This window comes from Halococcus saccharolyticus DSM 5350 (assembly GCF_000336915.1).
Taxonomy (GTDB): Archaea; Halobacteriota; Halobacteria; order Halobacteriales; family Halococcaceae; genus Halococcus; species Halococcus saccharolyticus.
Genome location: NZ_AOMD01000005.1, coordinates 82,907 through 103,297, shown reverse-complemented (window position 1 = coordinate 103,297; position 20,391 = coordinate 82,907). Strand labels below are relative to the sequence as shown.

General features: G+C 65.1%; 22 protein-coding genes and 2 tRNA genes. 3 read left to right on the top strand and 21 right to left on the bottom strand.

Going from position 1 to position 20,391, the window contains the following annotated elements:
- The 3 genes from C449_RS01865 to C449_RS01855 all read right to left on the bottom strand — a co-directional run.
- Window positions 1-1,578, bottom strand: a 1,578-nt coding sequence (locus C449_RS01865; RefSeq protein WP_006076181.1) for a xanthine dehydrogenase family protein molybdopterin-binding subunit, incomplete at its 3' end; no start/stop codon positions are given.
- A gap of 2 nt (window positions 1,579-1,580) precedes the next feature.
- Window positions 1,581-2,117 carry a (2Fe-2S)-binding protein gene (locus C449_RS01860; RefSeq protein ID WP_006076180.1) on the bottom strand — a complete coding sequence of 179 codons (537 nt, stop codon included), beginning with the start codon at window positions 2,115-2,117 and terminating at the stop codon, window positions 1,581-1,583.
- Between the two features lie 3 nt (window positions 2,118-2,120).
- Window positions 2,121-2,765: a CoxG family protein gene (locus tag C449_RS01855; protein WP_006076178.1), complete on the bottom strand. Its 645-nt coding sequence runs from the start codon at window positions 2,763-2,765 to the stop codon at window positions 2,121-2,123.
- A gap of 171 nt (window positions 2,766-2,936) precedes the next feature.
- On the opposite strand from C449_RS01855, the gene C449_RS01850 reads away from it, so the two are divergent.
- Window positions 2,937-4,133 carry a molybdopterin molybdotransferase MoeA gene (locus C449_RS01850; RefSeq protein WP_006076177.1) on the top strand — a complete coding sequence of 399 codons (1,197 nt, stop codon included), beginning with the start codon at window positions 2,937-2,939 and terminating at the stop codon, window positions 4,131-4,133.
- Between the two features lie 71 nt (window positions 4,134-4,204).
- Here C449_RS01850 and rpsB read toward each other — a convergent pair whose 3' ends face one another.
- The 13 genes from rpsB to C449_RS01785 form a co-directional block, all read right to left on the bottom strand.
- A complete protein-coding gene (rpsB, locus tag C449_RS01845) occupies window positions 4,205-4,996 on the bottom strand; it encodes a 30S ribosomal protein S2 (protein WP_006076176.1) in 792 nt (263 codons plus the stop codon).
- On the bottom strand, window positions 4,993-6,195 hold the full coding sequence (eno, locus tag C449_RS01840; RefSeq protein ID WP_006076174.1) for a phosphopyruvate hydratase: 1,203 nt from the start codon (window positions 6,193-6,195) through the stop codon (window positions 4,993-4,995). Before eno ends, rpsB begins: the two co-directional genes overlap by 4 nt.
- The gene (locus C449_RS01835) at window positions 6,192-6,368 is read right to left on the bottom strand and encodes a DNA-directed RNA polymerase subunit K (RefSeq protein ID WP_006076172.1); all 177 of its coding nucleotides are present in this window, start codon (window positions 6,366-6,368) and stop codon (window positions 6,192-6,194) included. The genes eno and C449_RS01835 overlap by 4 nt, the downstream gene beginning before the upstream one ends.
- Window positions 6,368-6,559: a DNA-directed RNA polymerase subunit N gene (locus C449_RS01830; protein ID WP_006076171.1), complete on the bottom strand. Its 192-nt coding sequence runs from the start codon at window positions 6,557-6,559 to the stop codon at window positions 6,368-6,370. Before C449_RS01830 ends, C449_RS01835 begins: the two co-directional genes overlap by 1 nt.
- A gap of 36 nt (window positions 6,560-6,595) precedes the next feature.
- Window positions 6,596-6,991: a 30S ribosomal protein S9 gene (locus C449_RS01825; RefSeq protein WP_006076170.1), complete on the bottom strand. Its 396-nt coding sequence runs from the start codon at window positions 6,989-6,991 to the stop codon at window positions 6,596-6,598.
- Entirely contained in the window at window positions 6,985-7,422 is a 438-nt protein-coding gene (locus C449_RS01820; RefSeq protein ID WP_006076169.1) for a 50S ribosomal protein L13, read from the bottom strand. Before C449_RS01820 ends, C449_RS01825 begins: the two co-directional genes overlap by 7 nt.
- The gene (locus C449_RS01815; protein ID WP_006076167.1) at window positions 7,419-7,769 is read right to left on the bottom strand and encodes a 50S ribosomal protein L18e; all 351 of its coding nucleotides are present in this window, start codon (window positions 7,767-7,769) and stop codon (window positions 7,419-7,421) included. Before C449_RS01815 ends, C449_RS01820 begins: the two co-directional genes overlap by 4 nt.
- Before the next feature lie 21 nt (window positions 7,770-7,790).
- Window positions 7,791-7,875, bottom strand: a tRNA-Leu gene (locus C449_RS01810).
- Between the two features lie 189 nt (window positions 7,876-8,064).
- The gene (locus C449_RS01805; RefSeq protein ID WP_006076166.1) at window positions 8,065-8,811 is read right to left on the bottom strand and encodes a DNA-directed RNA polymerase subunit D; all 747 of its coding nucleotides are present in this window, start codon (window positions 8,809-8,811) and stop codon (window positions 8,065-8,067) included.
- A gap of 3 nt (window positions 8,812-8,814) precedes the next feature.
- Window positions 8,815-9,207 carry a 30S ribosomal protein S11 gene (locus C449_RS01800; RefSeq protein WP_006076165.1) on the bottom strand — a complete coding sequence of 131 codons (393 nt, stop codon included), beginning with the start codon at window positions 9,205-9,207 and terminating at the stop codon, window positions 8,815-8,817.
- The gene (locus C449_RS01795) at window positions 9,204-9,731 is read right to left on the bottom strand and encodes a 30S ribosomal protein S4 (RefSeq protein WP_006076164.1); all 528 of its coding nucleotides are present in this window, start codon (window positions 9,729-9,731) and stop codon (window positions 9,204-9,206) included. Before C449_RS01795 ends, C449_RS01800 begins: the two co-directional genes overlap by 4 nt.
- Complete coding sequence (locus tag C449_RS01790; RefSeq protein WP_006076163.1) at window positions 9,732-10,247, bottom strand: 30S ribosomal protein S13; 516 nt, start codon at window positions 10,245-10,247, stop codon at window positions 9,732-9,734.
- Between the two features lie 16 nt (window positions 10,248-10,263).
- A tRNA-Ser gene (locus tag C449_RS01785) sits at window positions 10,264-10,348 on the bottom strand.
- A gap of 246 nt (window positions 10,349-10,594) precedes the next feature.
- On the opposite strand from C449_RS01785, the gene C449_RS01780 reads away from it, so the two are divergent.
- The gene (locus C449_RS01780; RefSeq protein WP_006076162.1) at window positions 10,595-11,662 is read left to right on the top strand and encodes an Mrp/NBP35 family ATP-binding protein; all 1,068 of its coding nucleotides are present in this window, start codon (window positions 10,595-10,597) and stop codon (window positions 11,660-11,662) included.
- Window positions 11,663-12,004: 342 nt separating this feature from the next.
- Here the strand turns inward: C449_RS01780 and C449_RS01775 are convergent, their stop codons facing one another.
- Both C449_RS01775 and C449_RS01770 read right to left on the bottom strand, forming a co-directional pair.
- Window positions 12,005-13,156, bottom strand: coding sequence for a hypothetical protein (locus C449_RS01775; RefSeq protein WP_006076161.1), 1,152 nt, complete (start codon window positions 13,154-13,156; stop codon window positions 12,005-12,007).
- Between the two features lie 106 nt (window positions 13,157-13,262).
- Window positions 13,263-13,445, bottom strand: coding sequence for an ATP-binding cassette domain-containing protein (locus C449_RS01770; protein WP_006076159.1), 183 nt, complete (start codon window positions 13,443-13,445; stop codon window positions 13,263-13,265).
- Window positions 13,446-13,671: 226 nt separating this feature from the next.
- Between C449_RS01770 and C449_RS01765 the strand changes: the two genes are divergently transcribed.
- The gene (locus C449_RS01765) at window positions 13,672-14,673 is read left to right on the top strand and encodes a hypothetical protein (RefSeq protein ID WP_006076158.1); all 1,002 of its coding nucleotides are present in this window, start codon (window positions 13,672-13,674) and stop codon (window positions 14,671-14,673) included.
- A 135-nt stretch (window positions 14,674-14,808) separates the two neighbouring features.
- On the opposite strand, the gene C449_RS01760 is transcribed toward C449_RS01765, so the two are convergent.
- The 3 genes from C449_RS01760 to C449_RS01750 form a co-directional block, all read right to left on the bottom strand.
- On the bottom strand, window positions 14,809-16,443 hold the full coding sequence (locus C449_RS01760; protein WP_006076157.1) for a PKD domain-containing protein: 1,635 nt from the start codon (window positions 16,441-16,443) through the stop codon (window positions 14,809-14,811).
- A gap of 153 nt (window positions 16,444-16,596) precedes the next feature.
- A complete protein-coding gene (locus C449_RS18775) occupies window positions 16,597-17,958 on the bottom strand; it encodes a carbohydrate-binding protein (protein ID WP_152415626.1) in 1,362 nt (453 codons plus the stop codon).
- A 239-nt stretch (window positions 17,959-18,197) separates the two neighbouring features.
- A complete protein-coding gene (locus tag C449_RS01750; protein ID WP_006076155.1) occupies window positions 18,198-20,351 on the bottom strand; it encodes a glycosyl hydrolase family 18 protein in 2,154 nt (717 codons plus the stop codon).
- Window positions 20,352-20,391: the final 40 nt, after the last annotated feature.

Below are 20,391 nucleotides of genomic sequence, written 5' to 3'. Positions count from 1 at the left end.
GAGATGTGTATAAGAGACAGGGGCGTAGGTGGTCTCGTGGCCCTGGCCGTGGCCCGAGGTGCCACAGAACGCCGTGACCTTCCCGGTGGGATGGACCCGAACGAGCCCCGATTCCCAGAGGCCGGCCTGCGCACCGAGCTGGCCGGCGAGTTCGGATGGCGCGAGCCCACACGCCTCGATGTAGCTCGAAAGTCCGATCCCGAGATACCGTCCTTCCTCGCGGAGCTCTTCCTGACGCTCCCGGAGGTCGTCGTAGCCCACAGCTTTCAACGCCTTGTCGAGCGCCGGTTCGTAGTTCCCGCTGTCGTACTCCACTGCCACCGGCGTCTGGTGAGGGAAGTCGTCGTCGGGAACGAAATTCTGGCGTCTGAATTCCGCGGGGTCCATCCCCATCTCGCGCGCGCCGAGGGTTATCAGCCGCTCGACGACGTACAGCGCTTCGGGACGGCCAGCCCCGCGATAGGCGTCGACGGGTGCGCCGTTGGTGAACGCGCCGACCACGTTGCAGTGGATCGCTGGGATGTCGTACTGCCCCGAGAGCAGCGTCCCATAGAGATACGTCGGCACGGCGGGTGCGAACGTCGAGAGGTACGCGCCCATCCCTGCGTAGGTCTTCACGCGCATCCCGGTGATCGTTCCTTCCTCGTCCATCGCGAGTTCGCCGTGGGTGATGTGATCGCGGCCGTGGGCGTCGGTGAGGTAGGTCTCGGTCCGCGTGGCGGTCCACTTCACGGGCCGCCCGGTCTCCATCGCACACCACGACGCGAGCGCCTCGTCGGGGTAGTGGTGGATCTTCGAGCCGAACCCGCCGCCCACGTCGGGTGCGACGATGTGGATCTTGTGCTCGGGGACGTCGAGCACTCCCGACATGAGCTGGCGGTGGAGATGGGGGTTCTGTGAGGTCATGTGAACCTCCAGTTCTTCGGTACCGGGTTTGTACTCCGCCACCGTCGCCCGCGGCTCCATCGCGTTCGGGATCAGTCGCTGGTTCGTCAGATCGACCTCGGCGGTGTGGGCCGCGTCGTCGAACGCGTCGTCGGTAGCATCCGCATCACCGATCTCCCAGTCGAAGGCGGTGTTGTCGTCGAGGTCGTCGTGGACGACCGGCGCACCGTCCTCGACGGCCTCCTTCGGGTCGATGACTGCATCCTGGCGGTCGTAGTCGACGTCGATGGCGTCGACCGCGTCACTCGCGATGTAGCGCTCCTCGGCGACGACCACGGCGATCCCGTCACCCTGATACCGCGCAGTTTCGCCCGCGAGAAGTGGATGGACCGGCGTCTCAAGACTGTCGAGCAGCCAGCCGACGGGGATCTCGCCGGGAACGTCGAGATCGTCGGCGGTGTAGACGCCGATCACCCCGTCCATTTCTTCGGCGTCGCTGGTGTCGACATCGCCGATCGTCGCATGGCCGTACTGACTCCGCAATACGGCCATGTGGGCCATGTTCGGCCGCTGGATATCGTCGGTGTACTCGGCCTCGCCCGTGATGAGCGAGGGGTCCTCGCGGCGCTCGACCGCCGAGCCGAGCACCGATTCCACGTCGAGTTCGTCGGATTCGATGGTTTCGATTCCCATGGTCAGTCGTCACCCCCACCGTCTACGGCGGTCGTCTCGGTCACGTCCTCGCCACCGTCGGTCGCTGCCGCACTCATCTCGTCGGCGGCGAACTCGACCGCGTTCACGATGTTCTGATAGCCGGTACATCGACAGAGGTTGCCCTCGATCGCCTCGCGGATCTCCTCCTCGTCGGGGTCGGGGTTGCGCTCCAAGAGATCGTTCGCCGCGAGCATCATCCCGGGCGTGCAGTAGCCACACTGGAGACCGTGCTCCTTCTGGAAGCCTTCCTGGATCGGGGCGTAGGTCCCGTCCTCGGCGAGTCCCTCGACGGTCCCGATTGCTGCGCCGTCGGCCTGCACGGCGAGCAGCGTACAGGACTTTACCGCGTCGCCGTCCAGGTGAACGGTACAGGCCCCACAGGTCGAGCTTTCACACCCGACGTTCGTCCCGGTATAGCCCAACTCGTCACGCAGGGCGTGGACCAGCAGTGTCCGGGAATCGACCGTGAGTTCGTGTGCTGTGCCGTTGACCGTCACCTCGATGTCGTGTTCTGTCATGTGTTAACTCCCCTCCGATCGACCGAGAATTCGATCGACGATACCGCGATCGTCCCCGGACTCCTCGGCCGGCTCTGCCGCTTCGACCTCGCCGCCTTCGGCGATTTCGCGCTCGCGGATCTCCTCCTGAACCGACGAGAAGAATCGCTTCACGACCTGATTCGCTGCCGGGTTGATGACCCGCTGGCCCATCGAAGCGATCCGGCCGAACACGTCGGCCTCGGTCTCCCACTCGACCCCGACGCCGTCGTCGGTTTCGGAGAGTTCCATTCCCGAAGTCATCTCGAACGAGCTATCCCCAGCCGAGCCCTCGCCCGAGGCCTCCATTGCGGGCTGTTCGCGATGGTCGATCGTCACGACCGTCTCGAACGTCGGGTTCACCGGTCCAATGCTGATCTGCATGACGGCGGCGTAGCGTCCCCCCTCCTCGAACGCCCGTTCGGCGATGACTTCCGGGTCCGAGGTCGGTTCGACGTCCCGATCGGCGTGCTCCTCGCGGAGCGCGTCGAAATCGACGTCGCCGTCGTCGACCCGGACGAGAAACTCACATCCGGGAAGCGCGCTCTCGATCATCACCGGATCCGAGAGCGCGAGCCACACCTCTTCGGTGGTCGTGTCCTCGAGTTCGAACGTCCCACTGAATTCCATATGTCGAGTTGCTCCCGAAAGGCGTGCGAGACACCTTCACCCTAGTGTGTCGCTATGTAATGAAAAAGATTACCATGGTTTCGCGTCGCGCACGCACGATCGTCTAGGTGCCGTCGCCCGATCGTCCGACACCGGCGGAAGGGATATGACGCGTTCGAGCCACGGGATGGTATGTCCGACCGCGAGCTGGTCGCTCGCTCGGTGGCGATCGAACGGATCACCGAAGCGCGATCGACAGCACTCGCCGACGTCGCCACGGTGTCCGTCGAACTGGATGCGCTCGCCGGTCGAGTGCTCGCCGAGAACGTCCACGCGCCCCGCGACGTCCCACCACACGATTACGCCACGATGGACGGCTACGCCGCTGCGGCTGCCGACGAGCCGCCACTCGATGTCGTCGACGAGATCGCACCCGAGGACGAGCCACCCGACATCGGCTCCGGAACCGCGGTACGGATCGCTACCGGTGCGCCGCTGCCATCCCGGGCCGACGCGGTGTTGAAACGCGAGAACGCGACCGTCGCGGACGGGCAGCTCACGACCTGGGACCTCGCCGCCGGAACGAACGTCCACCGTCGAGGCACCACCGCCGAAGCGGACGAGCGGCTGTTCGCCGCGGGCGATCGACTCGCGCCGCGACACGCGGCGCTCCTCCGTGATGTCGGTATCGACACCCTTCCGGTCCGCGAGCGGTTTGCGGTCGGCATCGTCGCGACCGGCACCGAGATCTACGAGGGCCGACAGCCCGACCGCGATTCGGCGTTCCTCGCCAATCTCGTCCGGTCTTGGGGGCACATCCCGACGGACCCACGAACCGTGCCCGACGATCCCGCCGCGGTTCGAGAGACGATCGAGGACGCGACCGCGAACCACGACGTCGTCCTCACGACTGGCGGGACGAGCGTTGGAATAGCGGATCACGTTTCGAGTGTCCTCGCCGATCACGACCCGCTGTTCGCCGGCGTTCGCCTCCGGCCCGGTCGCCCTGTGACGGCCGCTGTGGTGGATGGAACTCCCGTCGTCGCACTTCCTGGAAAACCGATCGCGGCTCACATCGCGGCCGTGCTCGTTGCCCGTCCGCTGTTCACTGGGAAAACCGATCTTTCGACTGTCACGGCCACTCCCGAACACCACGTCGGAATGCCCGACGCCGACCGGGAGTACGCGGTCCCGGTTGTCGTGGCGGACGGGCGAGCGACGGCGCTCGGTCACGTCGATTCGTCGCTTCCGCTCTACGAGGATCAGTTCAAACCGGGCCTTGTTGCCGCGAGCACACGGGCGACGCTCGCCGACGGATTCGTTCTCACCGAAACCGCGATCGAACCTGACGAGTCGGTCGACGTCGTTCCGTACCCAGCCGTCGAGTGAGAATCAGGACTGGACTCTCGCCGGCGAACGCCGTCGCTGTTGGAGTGATGCGCTGAAAAACGAACGCGGGCTCAGATACCCTCTTCGAAGTCGTCGAGTTCGTACACCGTGTCCGCGCCGCGGCGGTCGAGCGTCTCGTTCGCGAGCAGCCAGTAGACCACCGACAGCGCCCGGCGGCCCTTGTTGTTCGTCGGGATCGCGAGGTCCACGTTGCTCGTGGAGTTGTTCGAGTCGCACATCGCGACGACCGGGATACCCACTGTAATGGCCTCCGTGACGGCCTGGGCGTCGCCGATCGGGTCGGTCACCACGAGCACGTCGGGCTCGATGTACCCGTCGTAGTCGGGGTTGGTGAGCGTCCCGGGGATGAACCGCCCCGTCCGGGCGCGCGCCCCGATGGCGTCGGCGAGCTTTTCGGCCGGGAACCGACCGTACTGGCGCGAGGAGGCCACGAGGATCCCCTCGGGGTCGTAGTTCGCGAGGAAGTCGGCTGCGGTCCGGATCCGTTCGTCGGTTCGGCCCACGTCGAGGACGTAGAGGCCGTCGGTCCGGACGCGGTGGATGAACCGCTCCATCTCGTCGGTCTTCTGTTGGGTGCCGATGTGGACGCCTGCGCCGAGGTAGTCCTCGACGGGGATGAGGAGGTCGGCCTCGTCGCCGGACATGACGTCCTCGTCGAACGCCGGTCCGTTGCTCTCCTCGACTTCGTCCGTGGCCGCCTCGTCGGCGTCGGTCGTCCCCTCGATCGATTCGTCTCTCACGTCGGTGTCGGGGTCTGTCGCGGGTTCTGCGCCGGACTCGCCGGTCGGCTCCGCCTCGATGTCGCGTTCGGCCGCGTCGAGACCCTCTTCGTTGTTGCTCATGCGGTTTCCTCGGTTCTGATGAGTTCGTTCAGCTTGGCTGTGCGCTCGCCGCCGACCGCGCCCGTCTTGACGAACGGTGCGGCGGTCGCGACGGCGAGGTGTGCGATCGTGGTGTCCTCGGTCTCGCCCGATCGGTGGGAGATCACGGGCGCGAGCCCGTTCTCGACGGCGCGCTCGGTCGCGTCGAACGCGTCCGAGAGCGTCCCGATCTGGTTCGGTTTCACGAGGAGGGCGTTCGCCGCGCCCGCTTCGATCCCGCGATCGAGCCGTTCGGTGTTCGTCACGAACAGATCGTCGCCACAGATCAACGTCTCCGATCCGACTTGGTCGGTCAGATCGGCGAACCCCTCGAAATCCTCCTCGTCGAGCGGGTCCTCGACGTAGACGAGATCGTACTCGTCGACGAGGCCTGCGACGTACTCGATCTGCTCGTCGGGCGTCCGCTCGGTGTCACCGTAGCGGTAGACACCCTCGTCGGCGTCGTAGAGTTCGGTCGCCGCCACATCGAGACCGAACCCGATGTCGAAGCCGACCTCACCGGCGACTTGCTCTGTGGCTTCCGCGACGATCTCGAACGCCTCACTGTCGTCGATCGCGGGGGCCCACGCGCCCTCGTCGCCCTTTGCCGCAGCGACATCGCGCTCGGCGAGGATCTCGCCGACTGCCCCGTGGACTCGGGCGTTCGCGAACACCGCGTCCGCGACGCTGGGTGCGCCGACCGGCGCGGCGAGGAACTCCTGAATGTGGGTCGCCTCTGCCGCGTGCTCGCCACCGCCGATCACGTTGCCGAGCGGCGTCGGGAACTCGTTCCCGCGGAACGCCCCGCCGAGATGCTGGTACAGCGGTGCGCCGAGTGTGTCGGCTGCAGCGGTCGCGGCAGCCATCGAAATCGCGACTGCACTGTTCGCGCCGATCTCGTCGAAGCTCTCGGTGCCGTCGGCCGCACGCAGCGCGGCGTCAACCGAGCGCTGGTCGCCGGCGTACACCTGGCCCTCGATTCGCGGGACGGCGTGTTCGCGGGCGCTCGCGATCGCCTCGCTCGCGGGTAGCGACGTCGCCTCGTGTGCACCGGTGCTTGCACCGCTCGGTGCGGCCGCCCGACCGAACCCGCCCGACTCGGTAGTGACCTCGGCCTCGACGGTCGGATTCCCGCGTGAATCGAGCACCCGCCGGAGCCGGACCTCGGTGATCAGCGTCATTGCTGCCCCCGGTTGACGGTGAAGGGCAACACGCCGGCGTCGTACTCCTCGGCCGCGATCAGGATCGGTTCGGTACTATCCGTCCCGACCAGCACGGGCGCGCCGTACGCGATCTGGAGCGCTCGCGCGCCGATGATCCGCGCCTTCTCGTACCGATTGTAGCGCTGAGCCATCACTGATAGGGGGCCACGATGTCGACGAGGTCCGAGTGCGACACCAACATCCGGCGACAGCAGTGCCGGTCCACGCCGAGGTCGTCGAGCACGTCGGCCGGGTCCTCGCCGTCCTCGACCCGGGCTTCGAACGGTTCCCAGTGCTCGCCGACGACCTTCCCGCAGGTGAAACACCGCACGGGGACCATCATGGCAGTCGTCCTCCCGAGGCTGGTGTCCCGATCATGTTAGCGGTAGGACTTCTGGTAGCGTGCCCGTGCGCCCGGGCCGCCCCATTTCTTGGATTCGGACTGACGGACGTCGTTCACGAGCAGCGACCGGTCGAACTCCATGTACGCGTCGCGGAGTTCGGCGTCGTTCGCGTGCTCGACCAGCCCGCGTGCGATCGCGGTTCGGACTGCGTCGGCCTGCCCGACGGTGCCACCGCCGCTCACGTCGACCTCGATGTCGACGCTCTCGCGGCGTTCCTCGGCGATGCGGAACGGTTCGAGCATCTTCAGCCGTGCCAGCTCGGGCTCGATCAGTTCGACTGGTTTCGCGTTGATGCGAACGCGACCCTCACCCTCCGAGACGGTGGCGCGGGCGATCGCGGTCTTCTTCTTGCCTGAGGTGTTCGTTACCATGTGACGTTGGCTCCGAGGTTTTCGCTCACGTCGCCCAGTTGGACGAACTTGGTGTTCGACAGCCGATCCAGCGAGGTCCCGTCGAGAACCGCCGCGTCGTCCTCGAAGGGATCGCCGACGTAGACCCGGAGGCGCTCAAACGCCTCGCGCCCGCGCGGGCGCTTGTACGGGATCATCCCGCGGATCGAGCGCTTCATGATCCGGTCGGGGCGTTTCGGGTAGTACGGCCCGCTGTCCGAGCCGAGCTCGGCGCGGTCCTCGAAGACGCCCATCACGTCGTCGGTGCCGCCCGTGATGACCGCCTCCTCGGCGTTGACCACGGCGACGCGCTCGCCGTCGAGGGCGCGTTCTGCGACCTGGCTCGCGACCCGCCCGAGGATACAGTCCCGAGCGTCGACCACGATGTCGGGTTCGAACTCGGCGGCGTTCATCGGATCACCCGGACGTCCGATCCATCGGGGTTCTGCTCGATGCATTCTTCGAGCGCGAGCGACTCCCCGACTTGATCGATCTTTGTTTCGGCTGTGCCGGAGAAATCGACTGCCGCCACGGTGACGGGCTTTTCGAGGACGCCGCTGCCGAGCACCTTGCCCGGAACGACGACCGTCTCTTCCTCCTTGGCGTAGCGTTCGATCCGACCGAGGTTGACCTCGGCGTGGGTGCGCCGGGGTTTCTCCAGCCGGTCGGCGACTGCCTGCCAGACGGGGCTATCCGCCTCGCGGGCAGTCGATTCCAGTTCAGTGATGAGACTCGTGAGCCTCGGATTGGTCTTGCTCATAACTTGTCTCCCAAAAGAGCATGCAGGGAGCAGGATTTGAACCTGCGAACTCCTACGAGACAGCGCCCTGAACGCTGCGCCGTTGACCTGACTTGGCTATCCCTGCACGCGGACTGCACTCGTTTCCGTCCCCACAAACCAGTTTCGATCGGCGGCACGTCACTCAGGGGTCGCGCGACGCGTGGCGTCCGCTCGCCGTGCCGACGTGTCCGCGCGATGGAGCCGTGCCGGTGCGTGCCTGCTGCCGTATCTCGACGGCGGGCACGCGACCGTTCGTGGTTCGTGGGGCGATACATTACAACTGGACCGCTTCTTTGAGTTCGTTCGCGCGCGTTTCCAGCGAGTCGACCGCCGCCGTCACCAGCTCCTCGACGGTCAGCGAGCCGTCGGTCTCGACGTGGAAGACGAACGCGTTCGGCACGTCCTCGACCGTGACCTCCTTGCCCGGATACCGGTTCGTGAGGTCGTTGTCGAACTCCTCGGTCGGGATCAGCTCACCGTCCTCCTCGATGACGCCCCGGAGGATGTTCGGCTCCTCGTCGGCGAACTCCTCGCGGTCGCCGACGACCTCCACCTTCTGGAGGTGGCGGTAGCCGACTGCCACGCCGCCCTGGTGTTTGGCGTGGGACTTCCCGGTGTCGAGCACGGCCTCGGCCTCGACTTCGAGGCGCTGGTCCTCTTTGAGCTCGATGATCGGGACGTTGTCCTCGGCGGGTTCGACAACCGAATCGCTGCTGACGAGGTCGCCGGAGTACGCGGTGTCGGGGCCGGAAACGTCGAGCCCCAGCGTGACGCTATCGTCCGGCTCGAACTCGTTCGGCGGCGCACTCAGTGGCACCATTCCGAGTCGGTGGCCGATCTGCTCGTCGAACATCACCGACGAGTTCTCGACCACTCGCACGGTGTCGACCGAGAGTGTCGGCACGTCGGCGACCATCGCCCGCCGGATCCCGTTGGCGAACGCGGGCGTGATCCCCCGGACGAGGAAGCGTGCGTCGCGGTCGTCGCGATCGATGAACGCGACGTCGTACGCGGCGCTCACTGGTTAGAACCCGCTCGATTTGGGGGCGCGCGTGCCATCGTGCGGGATCGGCGTCACGTCCTCGATCCGGCCGATCTCCAGTCCGGCGCGCGCGAGCGCCCGGATGGTCGCCTGTGCGCCCGGTCCGGGACTCTGCTGGAGGTTCCCGCCGGGACCGCGGACCTTGACGTGGACGCCCTCGATTCCCTGGGCGAGCACCTCCTCGGCGACGCCTTCGGCCATCTGCATCGCGGCATAGGGCGACGCCTCGTCGCGGTTCTGCTTCACGGCGGTCCCGCCGCTGGATTTGGCGAGCGTCTCTGCCCCGGTCTGGTCGGTGATCGTGATGATCGTGTTGTTGAACGAGGCGTGGACGTGCGCGACTGCCCACCGCTCCTCGTTTTCGTCGGCGCTCATTCTTGTTCCTCCGCTCGTTCGGGGTGGAGTTCGTCCGCGATCGGGCTCGTTTCGTCGAATCCCACGAGGTCCTCCTCGCTCACGTCGACCTTCCGCGAGGGCGTCGTCACTCGTGCGCCGTCGACGACGATATGTCCATGAGAAACGAACTGGCGGGCCTGCTGGACCGTGTTCGCGAGTCCGGTGCGGTAGACCACGGTTTGCAGCCGGCGTTCGAGCACGTCGGTGACTTCGAGGCTCAGCACGTCGTCGAGCCCGTCCGTTTCGCTGAGGATGCCGAGTCGCCGGAGTCGAGCGAGGAACGGTTCGCCCTCCCGTTCGGCGGCGTCGACGTCGCCCTGGGCGTCTCCGAGTAGGCGTCGCGCCTCGCGGCGGAACCCACGGAGTTCGGACTGGGCGCGCCAGAGCTCTTCTTTGTTCTTCAGGCCGTAGCGTCCGACGAGGTTCGACTCCTCGGCGATACGCTCGCCCTGGAAGGGGTGGTTCGGCGTCTCGTAGCCCTTCGTGTTGGATCCGAGCGCCATCTATTCGCCCTCCGCCTCTTCTTCCATCTCTTCCTGGATGGCTTCGACGTTCACGCCGATCGTCCCCTCCGAACGACCGGTGGACTTGGTGCGCTGGCCGCGGACCTTCTGGCCGCGCTCGTGGCGCACGCCCTTGTACGAGCTGATCATCTGCATACGATTGATGTCCTGCTGACGAGTCAGCGAGAGGTCGTTGCCGACCTCGTGGGTGGTCTCGCCCGTGAAGTAGTCGGTCGGACGGTTGGTGAGCCACGCCGGTACGTCCTCGGCGAATCCTTCGACGTGCTCGATGATCGAATCGACCGCGTCGTCGTCGAGTCGGCCGAGCGTTGCCGTCCGGTCGACGTCCGCCTCCGCTGCGATGATGCGAGCGGCCCGCCGTCCGACACCGTTCATGCCGGTCAGCGCCCGCTCGACGCTTTTCGTCCCGTCGAGGTCGGTCTGGCCGATGCGGACGAAGTAACGGATGTCCTCCTCTTCGTCTTCGGCCGGTGTGTCTGGGTCTTCTGCGCTCATATGATGTGGTTCGGAGCGTCGTGGCGGGGATTCGAACCCCGGAGGCTGTGCGCCACAGAGTTAGCAACCCTGCGCCTTGGGCCAGGCTTGGCTACCACGACCCACGCTGTTAGTCTCGCCCTCTCGGACTCGGGGCCGACCCCCTGCAGTACGTGTCTCGGACTAATTCGACGCGGGTATTTAACCCCAACGAAACCCGGGTCGGGGTTGGGAACCGACGCTGCGGCCAGCGGACCCATCCACCGACGCGCCCCACTGGCCGCCAGCCACCACGAATCGTCGAGCCGACGTCGCCGACCGATCGGCGGGTTCCCAACCCTTATCGCTCGGCCGGAGCTACCGCCGCTATGAACGAAGACGACGTGCGATCGCTCCTCCGCGAGGTCGAGGACCCGGATCTCGGCGACGACATCGTCTCGCTCGGTCTCGTCAACAACGTCGAGCTGCGAGAGGAGGTTGCCCACGTCTCGCTCGCGCTCGGTGCGCCCTACTCGCCGAACGAGACCGCGATCGCGGGGCGGGTGCGTGAGGTGCTCGGTGCGGAAGGGATCGAGTGCGAGCTCACCGCGAACGTCGATCGGCCAGCCGAGGGAGACGTCCTTCCCGACGTCAAGAACGTCATCGCGGTCGCCTCGGGCAAGGGCGGGGTCGGGAAATCCACCGTCGCGGTCAACCTCGCTGCCGGACTCTCGCAGCTTGGCGCGCGCGTGGGACTGTTCGACGCCGACGTCTACGGCCCGAACGTTCCCCGGATGGTCGACGCCGACGAGCGGCCCCAGGCCACGGCCGAGGAGCAGATCATCCCGCCCGAGAAGTACGGCATGAAGCTGATGAGCATGGACTTTCTGACTGGTGAGGACGATCCCGTGATCTGGCGCGGCCCGATGGTCCACAAGCTCATCACCCAGCTGTTCGAGGACGTCGAGTGGGGATCGCTCGACTACATGGTGATCGACCTCCCGCCGGGGACGGGCGACACTCAACTCACCCTCCTCCAGACGGTGCCGATCGCGGGCGCAGTAATCGTCACTACACCCCAGGAGGTCGCGGTCGACGACGCTAAAAAGGGGTTGGAGATGTTCGGCAAACACGAGACACCAGTTTTGGGGATCGTCGAGAACATGAGCGGCTTTCGGTGTCCCGACTGCAGTTCCGAGCACGCGCTCTTCGGGGAGGGCGGCGGCGAGGCGTTCGCCGAGGAAGTCGAGATGCCGTTCCTCGGCGAACTTCCACTCGATCCACGCGTCAGGGAGGGTGGCGACGACGGCGCGCCGATCGTGCTCGACGACGGCGAGACCGGCGATGCGTTTCGAGCGTTCACCGAACGAACCGTGAACAACGTCGGCATCGTCCATCGCCAGCGACTGAGTAATGGCCGAGAGCGAGACGAACCGGCACCGGATCCCTCGTCGTGACGAACGACAATACGGCAGTTAGAAGTAGTTAAACAGGCTTCGCAATCGGAGAAATCTCTTCCGATGAAAACAGCCGCATCAACGGACAGTTTGCCGATCGTGTTGATGTCATTCTTCCGAATGACTTGGCTTCGGTCGGTAGATATCCAGATATTTTTGTTTCTTGCCCCTGCATCTTCACTCCATCACTCCGGGCTTTAGTTTGTCACAGTCCACATACAACTCATTTCGCCGCGAAACTGTCGCGCCTGGTACGGAGGATGATACGAATACAACTACTTCTATCGATTCCAGAGAAGACAATCGCAACAATTCCTTCCGGCACCCATCCAGCATGTGGATCTATCGATGTGGTTCGGTCGCCGCCTCGATCCAATCGAGATTTCGCTCGGGGAGCAGTCCGTCGTTGTAAAACGAGACGCGCTTGACGCCGGCGTTGGCGAGGCCGTCCACGATGTCGACGAGCGTCGCTCGATTCTCGATCGCCGGATGACCGGCGAGAACGCCGGCGTGAACCGGCGTGTCGGTGAGTGATTGGGCTGTACGAACGCAGTCGGTGATTTCCGTTCGGTTCGAGCCGTAGGCGAGGGCGACGTGGTGATCGAGGGTGGTCGCGAGCCGGTCGGGATCGGCTCCGTACTTCCACGCATCTGTGGGGGCGAGGTTCGGCAAGTAGTAGCCGAGATCCGCGTCGACCTTCCGGCGAAGATCGGCGAACACCTCCGCAAGAGTCTCGCAACGAATTTCTACGTACGAACGGACCGACGGATGGTGCACGAGCCAAGCGGCGACGCCGATGTCCGAAACGAGTTCACCTGCCGCAATGGCGTCGAGCGTCTCGATGCACTGCAATCGCGCTTGCTCGACGTCGATACCGGCATCGGCCGCGTTCGCGCGACACGCATCACAGAAACAGAGTCCGAACAGGAACTCGCCGAGATCGCCGAGGCCAACGTGGATCTTCTGGTGGTGCCAACCGAACCCAGTTCCATAGAAGTAATCGAACTGTTCGAGTTCGATCCGCTCGAACGGGGTCCGTGCGTCGAGATCCGCGACGAGCGCCGTGAGGTAGCGGTGTACTGCCGGCTTCGACGGGCAGAGTCCAAACACGAGCCGATCCCCGAACGGATTTTCGAGCGCGAAGTCGCGGTTGGCCATCCCGAGCCGGGAGTTGTGACAGCCGACAGTCCACGAGTTGAGCGCGAGTGAGGTGTCCGCGATTCCGTCGGCGATCTCGGCCAGCCAATCGTCCTCACCCATCCGCTCGTTCGGTACGGGTTCGAGCCGGCCGTACTCCCCGTCCGGCTGGAAGTACGCACTCGCCCGCGCGAAGAACGTGCTCCGACCCGGCTGACGGGGGTGGTACGTCTGGACTGCATGGTAGTTCGTTGCGAGCGTGATCTCGTCGATCCCGATCCGTTCCAACCGCCTCGCGGCCTGCTCAACGCCCTCGTCAACGAGAGACCAGGGATAGGCCCAGATCGCGAACTTCATACTCGACCGATCACCGCGGCGTACATAGTTGCTCGGGGTTTCTCGACCGAACTGTCTCACTGATCGATGTCGGACGACAGCCCGCAGGCGAGGACAGGAAACCGGGTCACTCCCGTGTCGGTGCCTCGTCCGCATCGTAGACGCGCTCGTGGAACGGCTGATTGGGTCCGGCGATCATCCGCAGCGTCGTCGACTTACCACAGCCCGAGGGACCGACCATGACGAGGAACTCCCCGTCCTCGACCGTGAGATCGACGTCATCGACTGTGAGGAGATCGTCGTCGTACACCTTTGCGACCCCCGAGAGATCGACATTGCTCGTGACAGGTCGTCTCTCTCTGCGGAGTTGGGCAGCAAAAAACTATCGGCGGCTGAGACTCCTCGTGTCAGTCCGCTTCCGCTCGATCGAGTGTGGTTCGTGCTGGAAATCTTTCGATCGTCGAACTGAAGTCACCCCGTTTCATCGGGATTGCCGCTACCTCGTGGTTTTTCCCCTTCCCCTCGGTGGGGGTGGTATGGAGACCGGAACGAGCTACTTCGGCGTCCGCGATGTGGACCATGTGAAATCCGACCTCGATCGGTTCGCCGACGAGGGTCTCGACGCGATCCTCCACACGTTCAGCGAGCGCGATCGGGAGTACTACACCGGGACGATGGGGGGAATCATCGAGGCGAGCCACGATCGCGGGTTCGAGACCTACGTCAATCCGTGGTCGGTCGGCCGGGTGTTCGGCGGCGAGGCGCTCTCGGAGTTCATCGGCAAGCATCCCGAGGCGTGTCAAATACTCTCGACCGGCGAGCGCATCCCCGCAGCCTGCTTCAACGCGCCCGCGTTCCGGGAGTACATGCGCGGCTGGACCCGTGACGCCGCCGGGATCGGGGCCGACGTGCTGTTCTGGGACGAGCCCCACTGGTTCATCGCGAGCTGGCACGAGGCGGAGTACCCCGAGGACGCGTGGGCCTGCCGATGCGAACACTGCCAGGCTGCCTACGAGGAGGCGTACGGCGAGTCGATGCCCGACGAGCAGACCGACCAGGTCACTGCGTTCCGCGAGGACGCCTTACTCGACTTCCTCGACGAGATGATGACGCTCGCGCACGAGGAGGGCGCAGAGAACGCGGTCTGTCTCCTACCGAGCGAGGACGCCGATCACGGCCTCTCCGACTGGGAGCGCCTCGCCGCGAACGATGCTCTCGACGTGCTGGCGACCGATCCCTACTGGGCGATCCACGCCCCCGACGAAGCCGCCGAGTTCGTCGGCTACTTCACCGATCTCGTCGAATCGCTGGCCGCGGAGTACGACAAGCGCAGCCAGATCTGGATCCAGGGGTTCCGGCTCGACGGCAGCGATGCCACCATCGAGGACGTCCACACCGCGACCCGCACCGTCGCCGACAGCGACGTCGACAGCGTGTTCATGTGGGGCTACGACGCCTGCCGGATCATCTCCGATATCGCGTGTGAGAACCCCGAAGCGGTCTGGAACGCGTATATCGAGGAACTTCCGACGGAGTAGTCGTTCGTCGATCGTGCCGCCCGCGAATCGCGATCCACGAACCAGCTCTTTGCAGTCGCCGGTCGCTACGTCTTTCCACTGTACGAAACCGAATCTCGATCGTCGCTCCGACGAAAATCGTCCGCCGACGGGCCGCTAGTTCCCGTAGCGGTTCTTCATATCGAGTGTGGCGACCAGCTCGGTGTTCTGGTTGATGCTGGACATGTCTTCACGGAACTCGACGTGGCAGGTTTCGAGCATCACGTCGACTAGATCGGTGAGCGGCCAGTCGTACTGACCGGGGCCCGTGACGTTCTGGTAGGTCATCGAGAACTTCTGGTTGGGGTAGCACGTCCTATACATGTACGGGTTGTTGTGCTGTGCGATCCGGACCCCGTACGCCGAGAGCGGCGCGTCGGTTCCTTGGAAGGGACCCGGCTTGTCCGCCGCTGGCAAGGACACTTCGATGACGTCCCGCTGTGGGTGGCCCACCGAGAAGTTCTTCCGTTGTGCGTTGTCGTAGGAGAACTGATCCAGTCCCCGTCCGCCTTTCGACGCCCCGACCCACCAGACGACCGCACCATCGATCAGCAGCGGCACGTCGGTGGTGTTCTCGAATATCAGCGACTGGTCGAAGATCCAGCCATCGCCGTGGAGTTCGGCAGTCCCCTCTAGCGGCGCGTTCGCGGTGAACCCATTCCCGAGCGACGCACCCGTGACCGGATGGTTCTTTTTCGTGGTGGCGTCGATGATCGGATTGTCGGCGTTGGTGTACTGAGTGTCGCTGACGCCGCTACTCCAGTCGGAGCGTCGGGACTGGTGGTAGACGTCGTCGAACTGTGCACCACTCGGCCACGCGTCCTGAACGAACACCGGTGGATCGTTCGTTGCAGACACCGGTCCCGTGTCGGCCGTGAGGCCGCCATTCCGGCCACTCCCGTCGTTGAACGGGATCGGTTCGGTCGTCTCGGGTAGCGATGTCAGCCACGGCATGAGTCGTGCGGTGGTCTCTCGCGGCACCCCGTCGGCGGTGAACCGTTTGACCAACCCGAGCCCCCGGTCGCCGAGTGCGCGCAGTTCTATCGAGCCGTCGTCAGCGTTGTCCTGGATCGCGGTGAGGTCGACGCCGTGCTGGCTGGCGTCGGCGGGCAGCTCGTTTTTGAGCAGCCCGGGAACGCCGCCTTCGGTTTCGGCCGGGTAGAAGTCCTTGTCGTACTCTGCGTAGAACTCGGCGAGGGTGGTGGTGGCAGAGACGGGGCCCCCGCCACCTCCGCCGCCGGTGTCGCCGACGCCGACCGTCGTCGACGTGGCGGCGCTCGCACCGGCGTCGTCGGTCACGGTCAGTGTCACGGTGTAGTCTCCGGCCGCATCGTAGACGTGACTCGCGGTTTGGCCCGAGCCCGCGGTGCCGTCACCGAAAGTCCACTCGTAGGATGTGATCGAACCGTCGGGGTCCGAGCTTCCCGATGCGTCGAACGTGACCGACGCACCCGGATCGGGCGTGGACGGACTCGCCGTGAACGAGGCGGTCGGCCCGTCGTTGACCGGTCCACAGTCGCCCTGTTTGGTCCAGACGTTCTCACTCGTGGCGGGCGTGGTTCCTTTGGTCCACCACTCGGCGGTCCAGAGCGATCCCTCGTAGATCACCTGATCGCCACCTAAGTAGGTGGTTCCCGAATCGTACGCCGGGACGCCGCTGCAATCGGCTGCCGCTGCGATCCCGCTGAGGCCGTACGCCGCGATGGGCAGTGTCGATACCTTCTGAAGAAGGCTTCGTCGTGTGTGTTTCATGTCGGTTTTGTCGTCTTTCGTTTCGTGTGCGATCCGGCAACGAGTGATGGGACCGAGGATCGTCGTGGCGGATTCTTCGGCGAACCATCGGGAGCCGATTAGGGAAGTCGAGAGTCGTGCTCGACCCCGTTCGAGCGGCTCAGTCCCCGTCGGCTATCCGAACTGCTTGAAGATGTCCGAGAACTCGCCGTTGGTGTCCAGGTTCAGCGACCACGGCGCGATGCTGTACATGCCCTTCTGGCTGGCGTAATCGACCAGTTGTGTCGCGTCCTGGGTCGATATCTGACTCAGCAGGGGCGTCACGCCCACCATCGACCAGATCGCGCTCCGGGACTTCCCGGTGTAGACCGTCTCCAGGAAGTCAACAGTACCTTCGAGCGACTGGGTGATCGAATCGAAGTTCTCGTCGCCCTGGAAGTACATCGTCATCGGCTGGACGTAATCGAGGCCGACGCCCTTCTTTTCGGCGTCCTTGATCCACGTCTTGCCACGCGAGTGGCCGTAGCTCACGATGCCATCCGCGGTCGCAGAGACCGTGAAGCCGACCGTGACGTTCGGTCGCTCCGTTTTGAGCATCGCCAGCGCCTCGTTGCGCATCTCGTAGAGCGTCTCGGAGCGCTGGTCGGCGTTCTCGTCGTCGATGTCGAGCGTGCTGACGCCGAGCGTGTCGAGGATGTTGGCGTAGGCGTTTTTGAGTTCGGTGGCGCTGCTCGCGTCCCGAGCCACGACACGTCCGTCCGCGCCGCCGATCGAAACCCGCACCTCGACGCCGTTGTCCTGAAGCGCTTGGATCGTGTCGGTCTGTGTCGAGAGTGACTTCTGGCTACACGAGCCCGTGTTGCAGCCCGCCAGCCACCCGGCGTTCACCTCGCCGTCGTCCGTGGCGTCACCGAGGACCGTCAGGTAGACGTGATCGAGGTTCCGGCTCGTCACGCCGTCGACGCGGTTCATCCACGTACCCGCGTAGAGGGAGTAAATCCCGCCACCGCCGCCTCCGCCGCCACCGCCGCCGTCTCCATCATCACCGCCGCCATCGCCACCATCACCGCCGCCGTCGCTACGGCAGGACCCCTCCAGCGTCCAGACCGCCTCGGACTCGGCGGGCGCGCTTCCACGGGTCCACCACTCGGCGATCCAGAGTGATCCGTTGTGGACCACCTGATCGCCACCGGAGTAGGCGGTGTTCGGGTCGTATGCCGGGACGCCGCTACAGTCGGCGGCGCTTCCGCCGCTGCCGCCATCGGAGCCACCACCGCCACCGCCGCCGGACCCACAGTCGCCCTGTTTGGTCCAGACGTTCTCGCTCGTGGAGGGTGCAGTGCCTTTGGTCCACCACTCGGCGGTCCAGAGCGATCCCTCGTAGATCACCTGGTCGCCGCCCGAGTACGCAGTGTTCGCGTCGTATGCTGGCACGTTGCTACAGTCGGTCGCCGCCGAAGCGGCTCCGCTCGTCCCGATCGCCAGCGCCGAGAGTCCCGCTGCCTTGCGCAGTACGCTCCGTCGTGTGTGGTTCATGAGTTGTGTTCGTGGTGTCGTCTTCCGCATCGTTCGTCGAGTGCTATGCGCCGAGTACACGTTCGCCGCGACGAGCTCGTGGGATCGGAACGCCGTTCGGATCGACGTCGCCGACCCTCGATCGTCCGCCGTTCGTCACGGGCGGTGGCACGCCCCGCTGGATCGGCAGGCGCGTCGACCGCCGATCGGGCGTGTCGCGTGGTGTGTTGTTCATCGGTAGATCGAACGACGGCTGACGATCAGATCGTGGCGAGGATCGCGTCGAGCAGCGTCTCGTTCCAGTCCTGGGAGAGTTCCCAGAACATCACGCCCTGCATGCCGCGCTCCTTCGCGAACTTCACCTTCTCCTCGATCGCCTGCTCGTCGTCGTAGCTGATGATCGTCTCCTCACTTTCGTTGACGAGGTACGGCACTGCACCGGGATCGTGGCGGTACTTCGTCCATCCGCTCGTGTTCTGATAGTTCTCCTCCAGATCGCCGAAGTCGAACGCGCCCGTCGGGTCCGCACCCTTTTCGAGCTGGTCGTGCCACGTTCCCTTCGGCAGTCCGCTGTAGCTACCGTAGAGCTCGGTGCCGTTGAACCCGCGTCCGTAGAACGGCAGCCCGAGCACGAGCTCGCTATGGGCAGCAGGTTCGGCGGGCGGGTACTTCCATTGGCCGGGCCAGTAGCCCGTCTCGCCGTGATTGCCCGCGTACAACTTGTCCACGGAGTACTCGACGTAGTACTGGGCGGTGTAGGTCTCGCCGTACTGAGAGTTTTCGGTCGGATGGCCCGAACCGTACAGCGGCGCGTTCAGTCCGGCGACGTCCATCCACGACCCGGTGAAGTCGTACGCCATGATCATGGTGTAGTCACAGATCTCCCCGATCTTGCCGTGACGGAGCCCGCCTGCGTTCCAGTCCGAACCACCGTTGGCGACCGAGAGGTAGTACTTCTGACCGTCCTCCTTCCCGGCGGCGTCGAGCGCGTCGCGCAGCGCCTGCAACAGCTTGATGTGGTTCTCGTAGTCTGCGTTACGGCCACACTGGCACTTGCCCTGGGAGCTACCGGGATGTTCCCAGTCGATGTCGACGCCGTCGAGGTCGTACTTTCGGACGATCTCGACGCTCCGGTCGGCGAACGTCTGGCGCTTGCTCTGACTCGCCGCGATGTCGCTGAACCCCTCCGAGTCGGCCCACCCACCGACCGAGACCTTCACGCGGGTGTCCGATGCTGGTCCCGACTTGAGCTCCTTGAACCGCTCTAGATTCTTCCGGTCCTGTTCGCTCATGATCGTGGGAACGGCCTTCGTCGCATCGACGCCGAGGAAGGCGTACTGCACGTCGGTGACCTTGCCCCACGGGATGTCCTCGGGGTAGTAGTCGTACTCCGGCGTTGCCTTCCAGCCGGGGTAGTAACCGATGACTTTGAACTCGTCGGAGGGGCCGGTCCCGACCGTCACGTCGCTCGTGGTGGTCGTGCTCGCGCCCGCACCGTCCGTGACAGTCAGCGAGACCGTGTAGGTACCCTTCGAGCTGTAGGTGTGACTCGCAGTCTTCCCCGAACCCGTCGATCCGTCGCCGAAGTCCCACTCGTAGGATGTGATCGAGCCGTCGGGATCCGAGGAGCCCGACGCGTCGAACGTGGCCGCTTTCCCGGGTGCGGGCATCGACGGATCGACCGCAAACGACGCAGTCGGGACCTCGTTGGGGTTGCCCACCGTGAGCGTCGAAGTCGTACTCGCGGTCTTGCCGCCGTCGTCAGTCACCGTCAGCTCGACGGTGTACTTCCCGATGGCGTCGTAGGTGTGACTCGCGGTTTCGCCGGTCCCCGAGGTGCCGTCACCGAACGCCCACTCGTAGGATGTGATCGAGCCATCCGGATCCGAAGAACCCGACGCGTCGAACGTGACCGACGCGCTCGGATCGGGCGCGGACGGACTCGCCGTGAACGAGACGGTTGGCATCTCGTTGGCAGGCCCGCAGTCACCCTGTTTGGTCCAGACGTTTTCACTGGCAGCGGGCGTGGTTCCTTTGGTCCACCATTCGGCGGTCCAGAGCGTACCCTCGTGGGTCACCTGGTCGCCACCCGAGTAGGCAGTGCTCGCGTCGTACGCAGGAACGCCGCTGCAGTCAGTAACGCTCCCGTCGCTCCCGGAGCCACCGTTGGCGCTGCAATCGCCCTGTTTGGTCCAGGCGTTCTCGCTCGCTGCAGGTGCGGTACCCTTGGTCCACCACTCGGCGGTCCAGAGCGATCCGTCGTAGGTCACCTGGTCGCCGCCGGAGTAGGCGGTCCCCGAATCGTACGCCGGGATGCCGCTACAGTCGGCCGCCGCTGCGATCCCGCTGAAACCGTATGCCGCGACGGGAAGTGCCGATACTTTGCGCAACAGATCTCGTCGTGAATCGTTCATGATTCGTGGTTCGTGTTTTGTGGTTGTCGTGGTTGGTTGG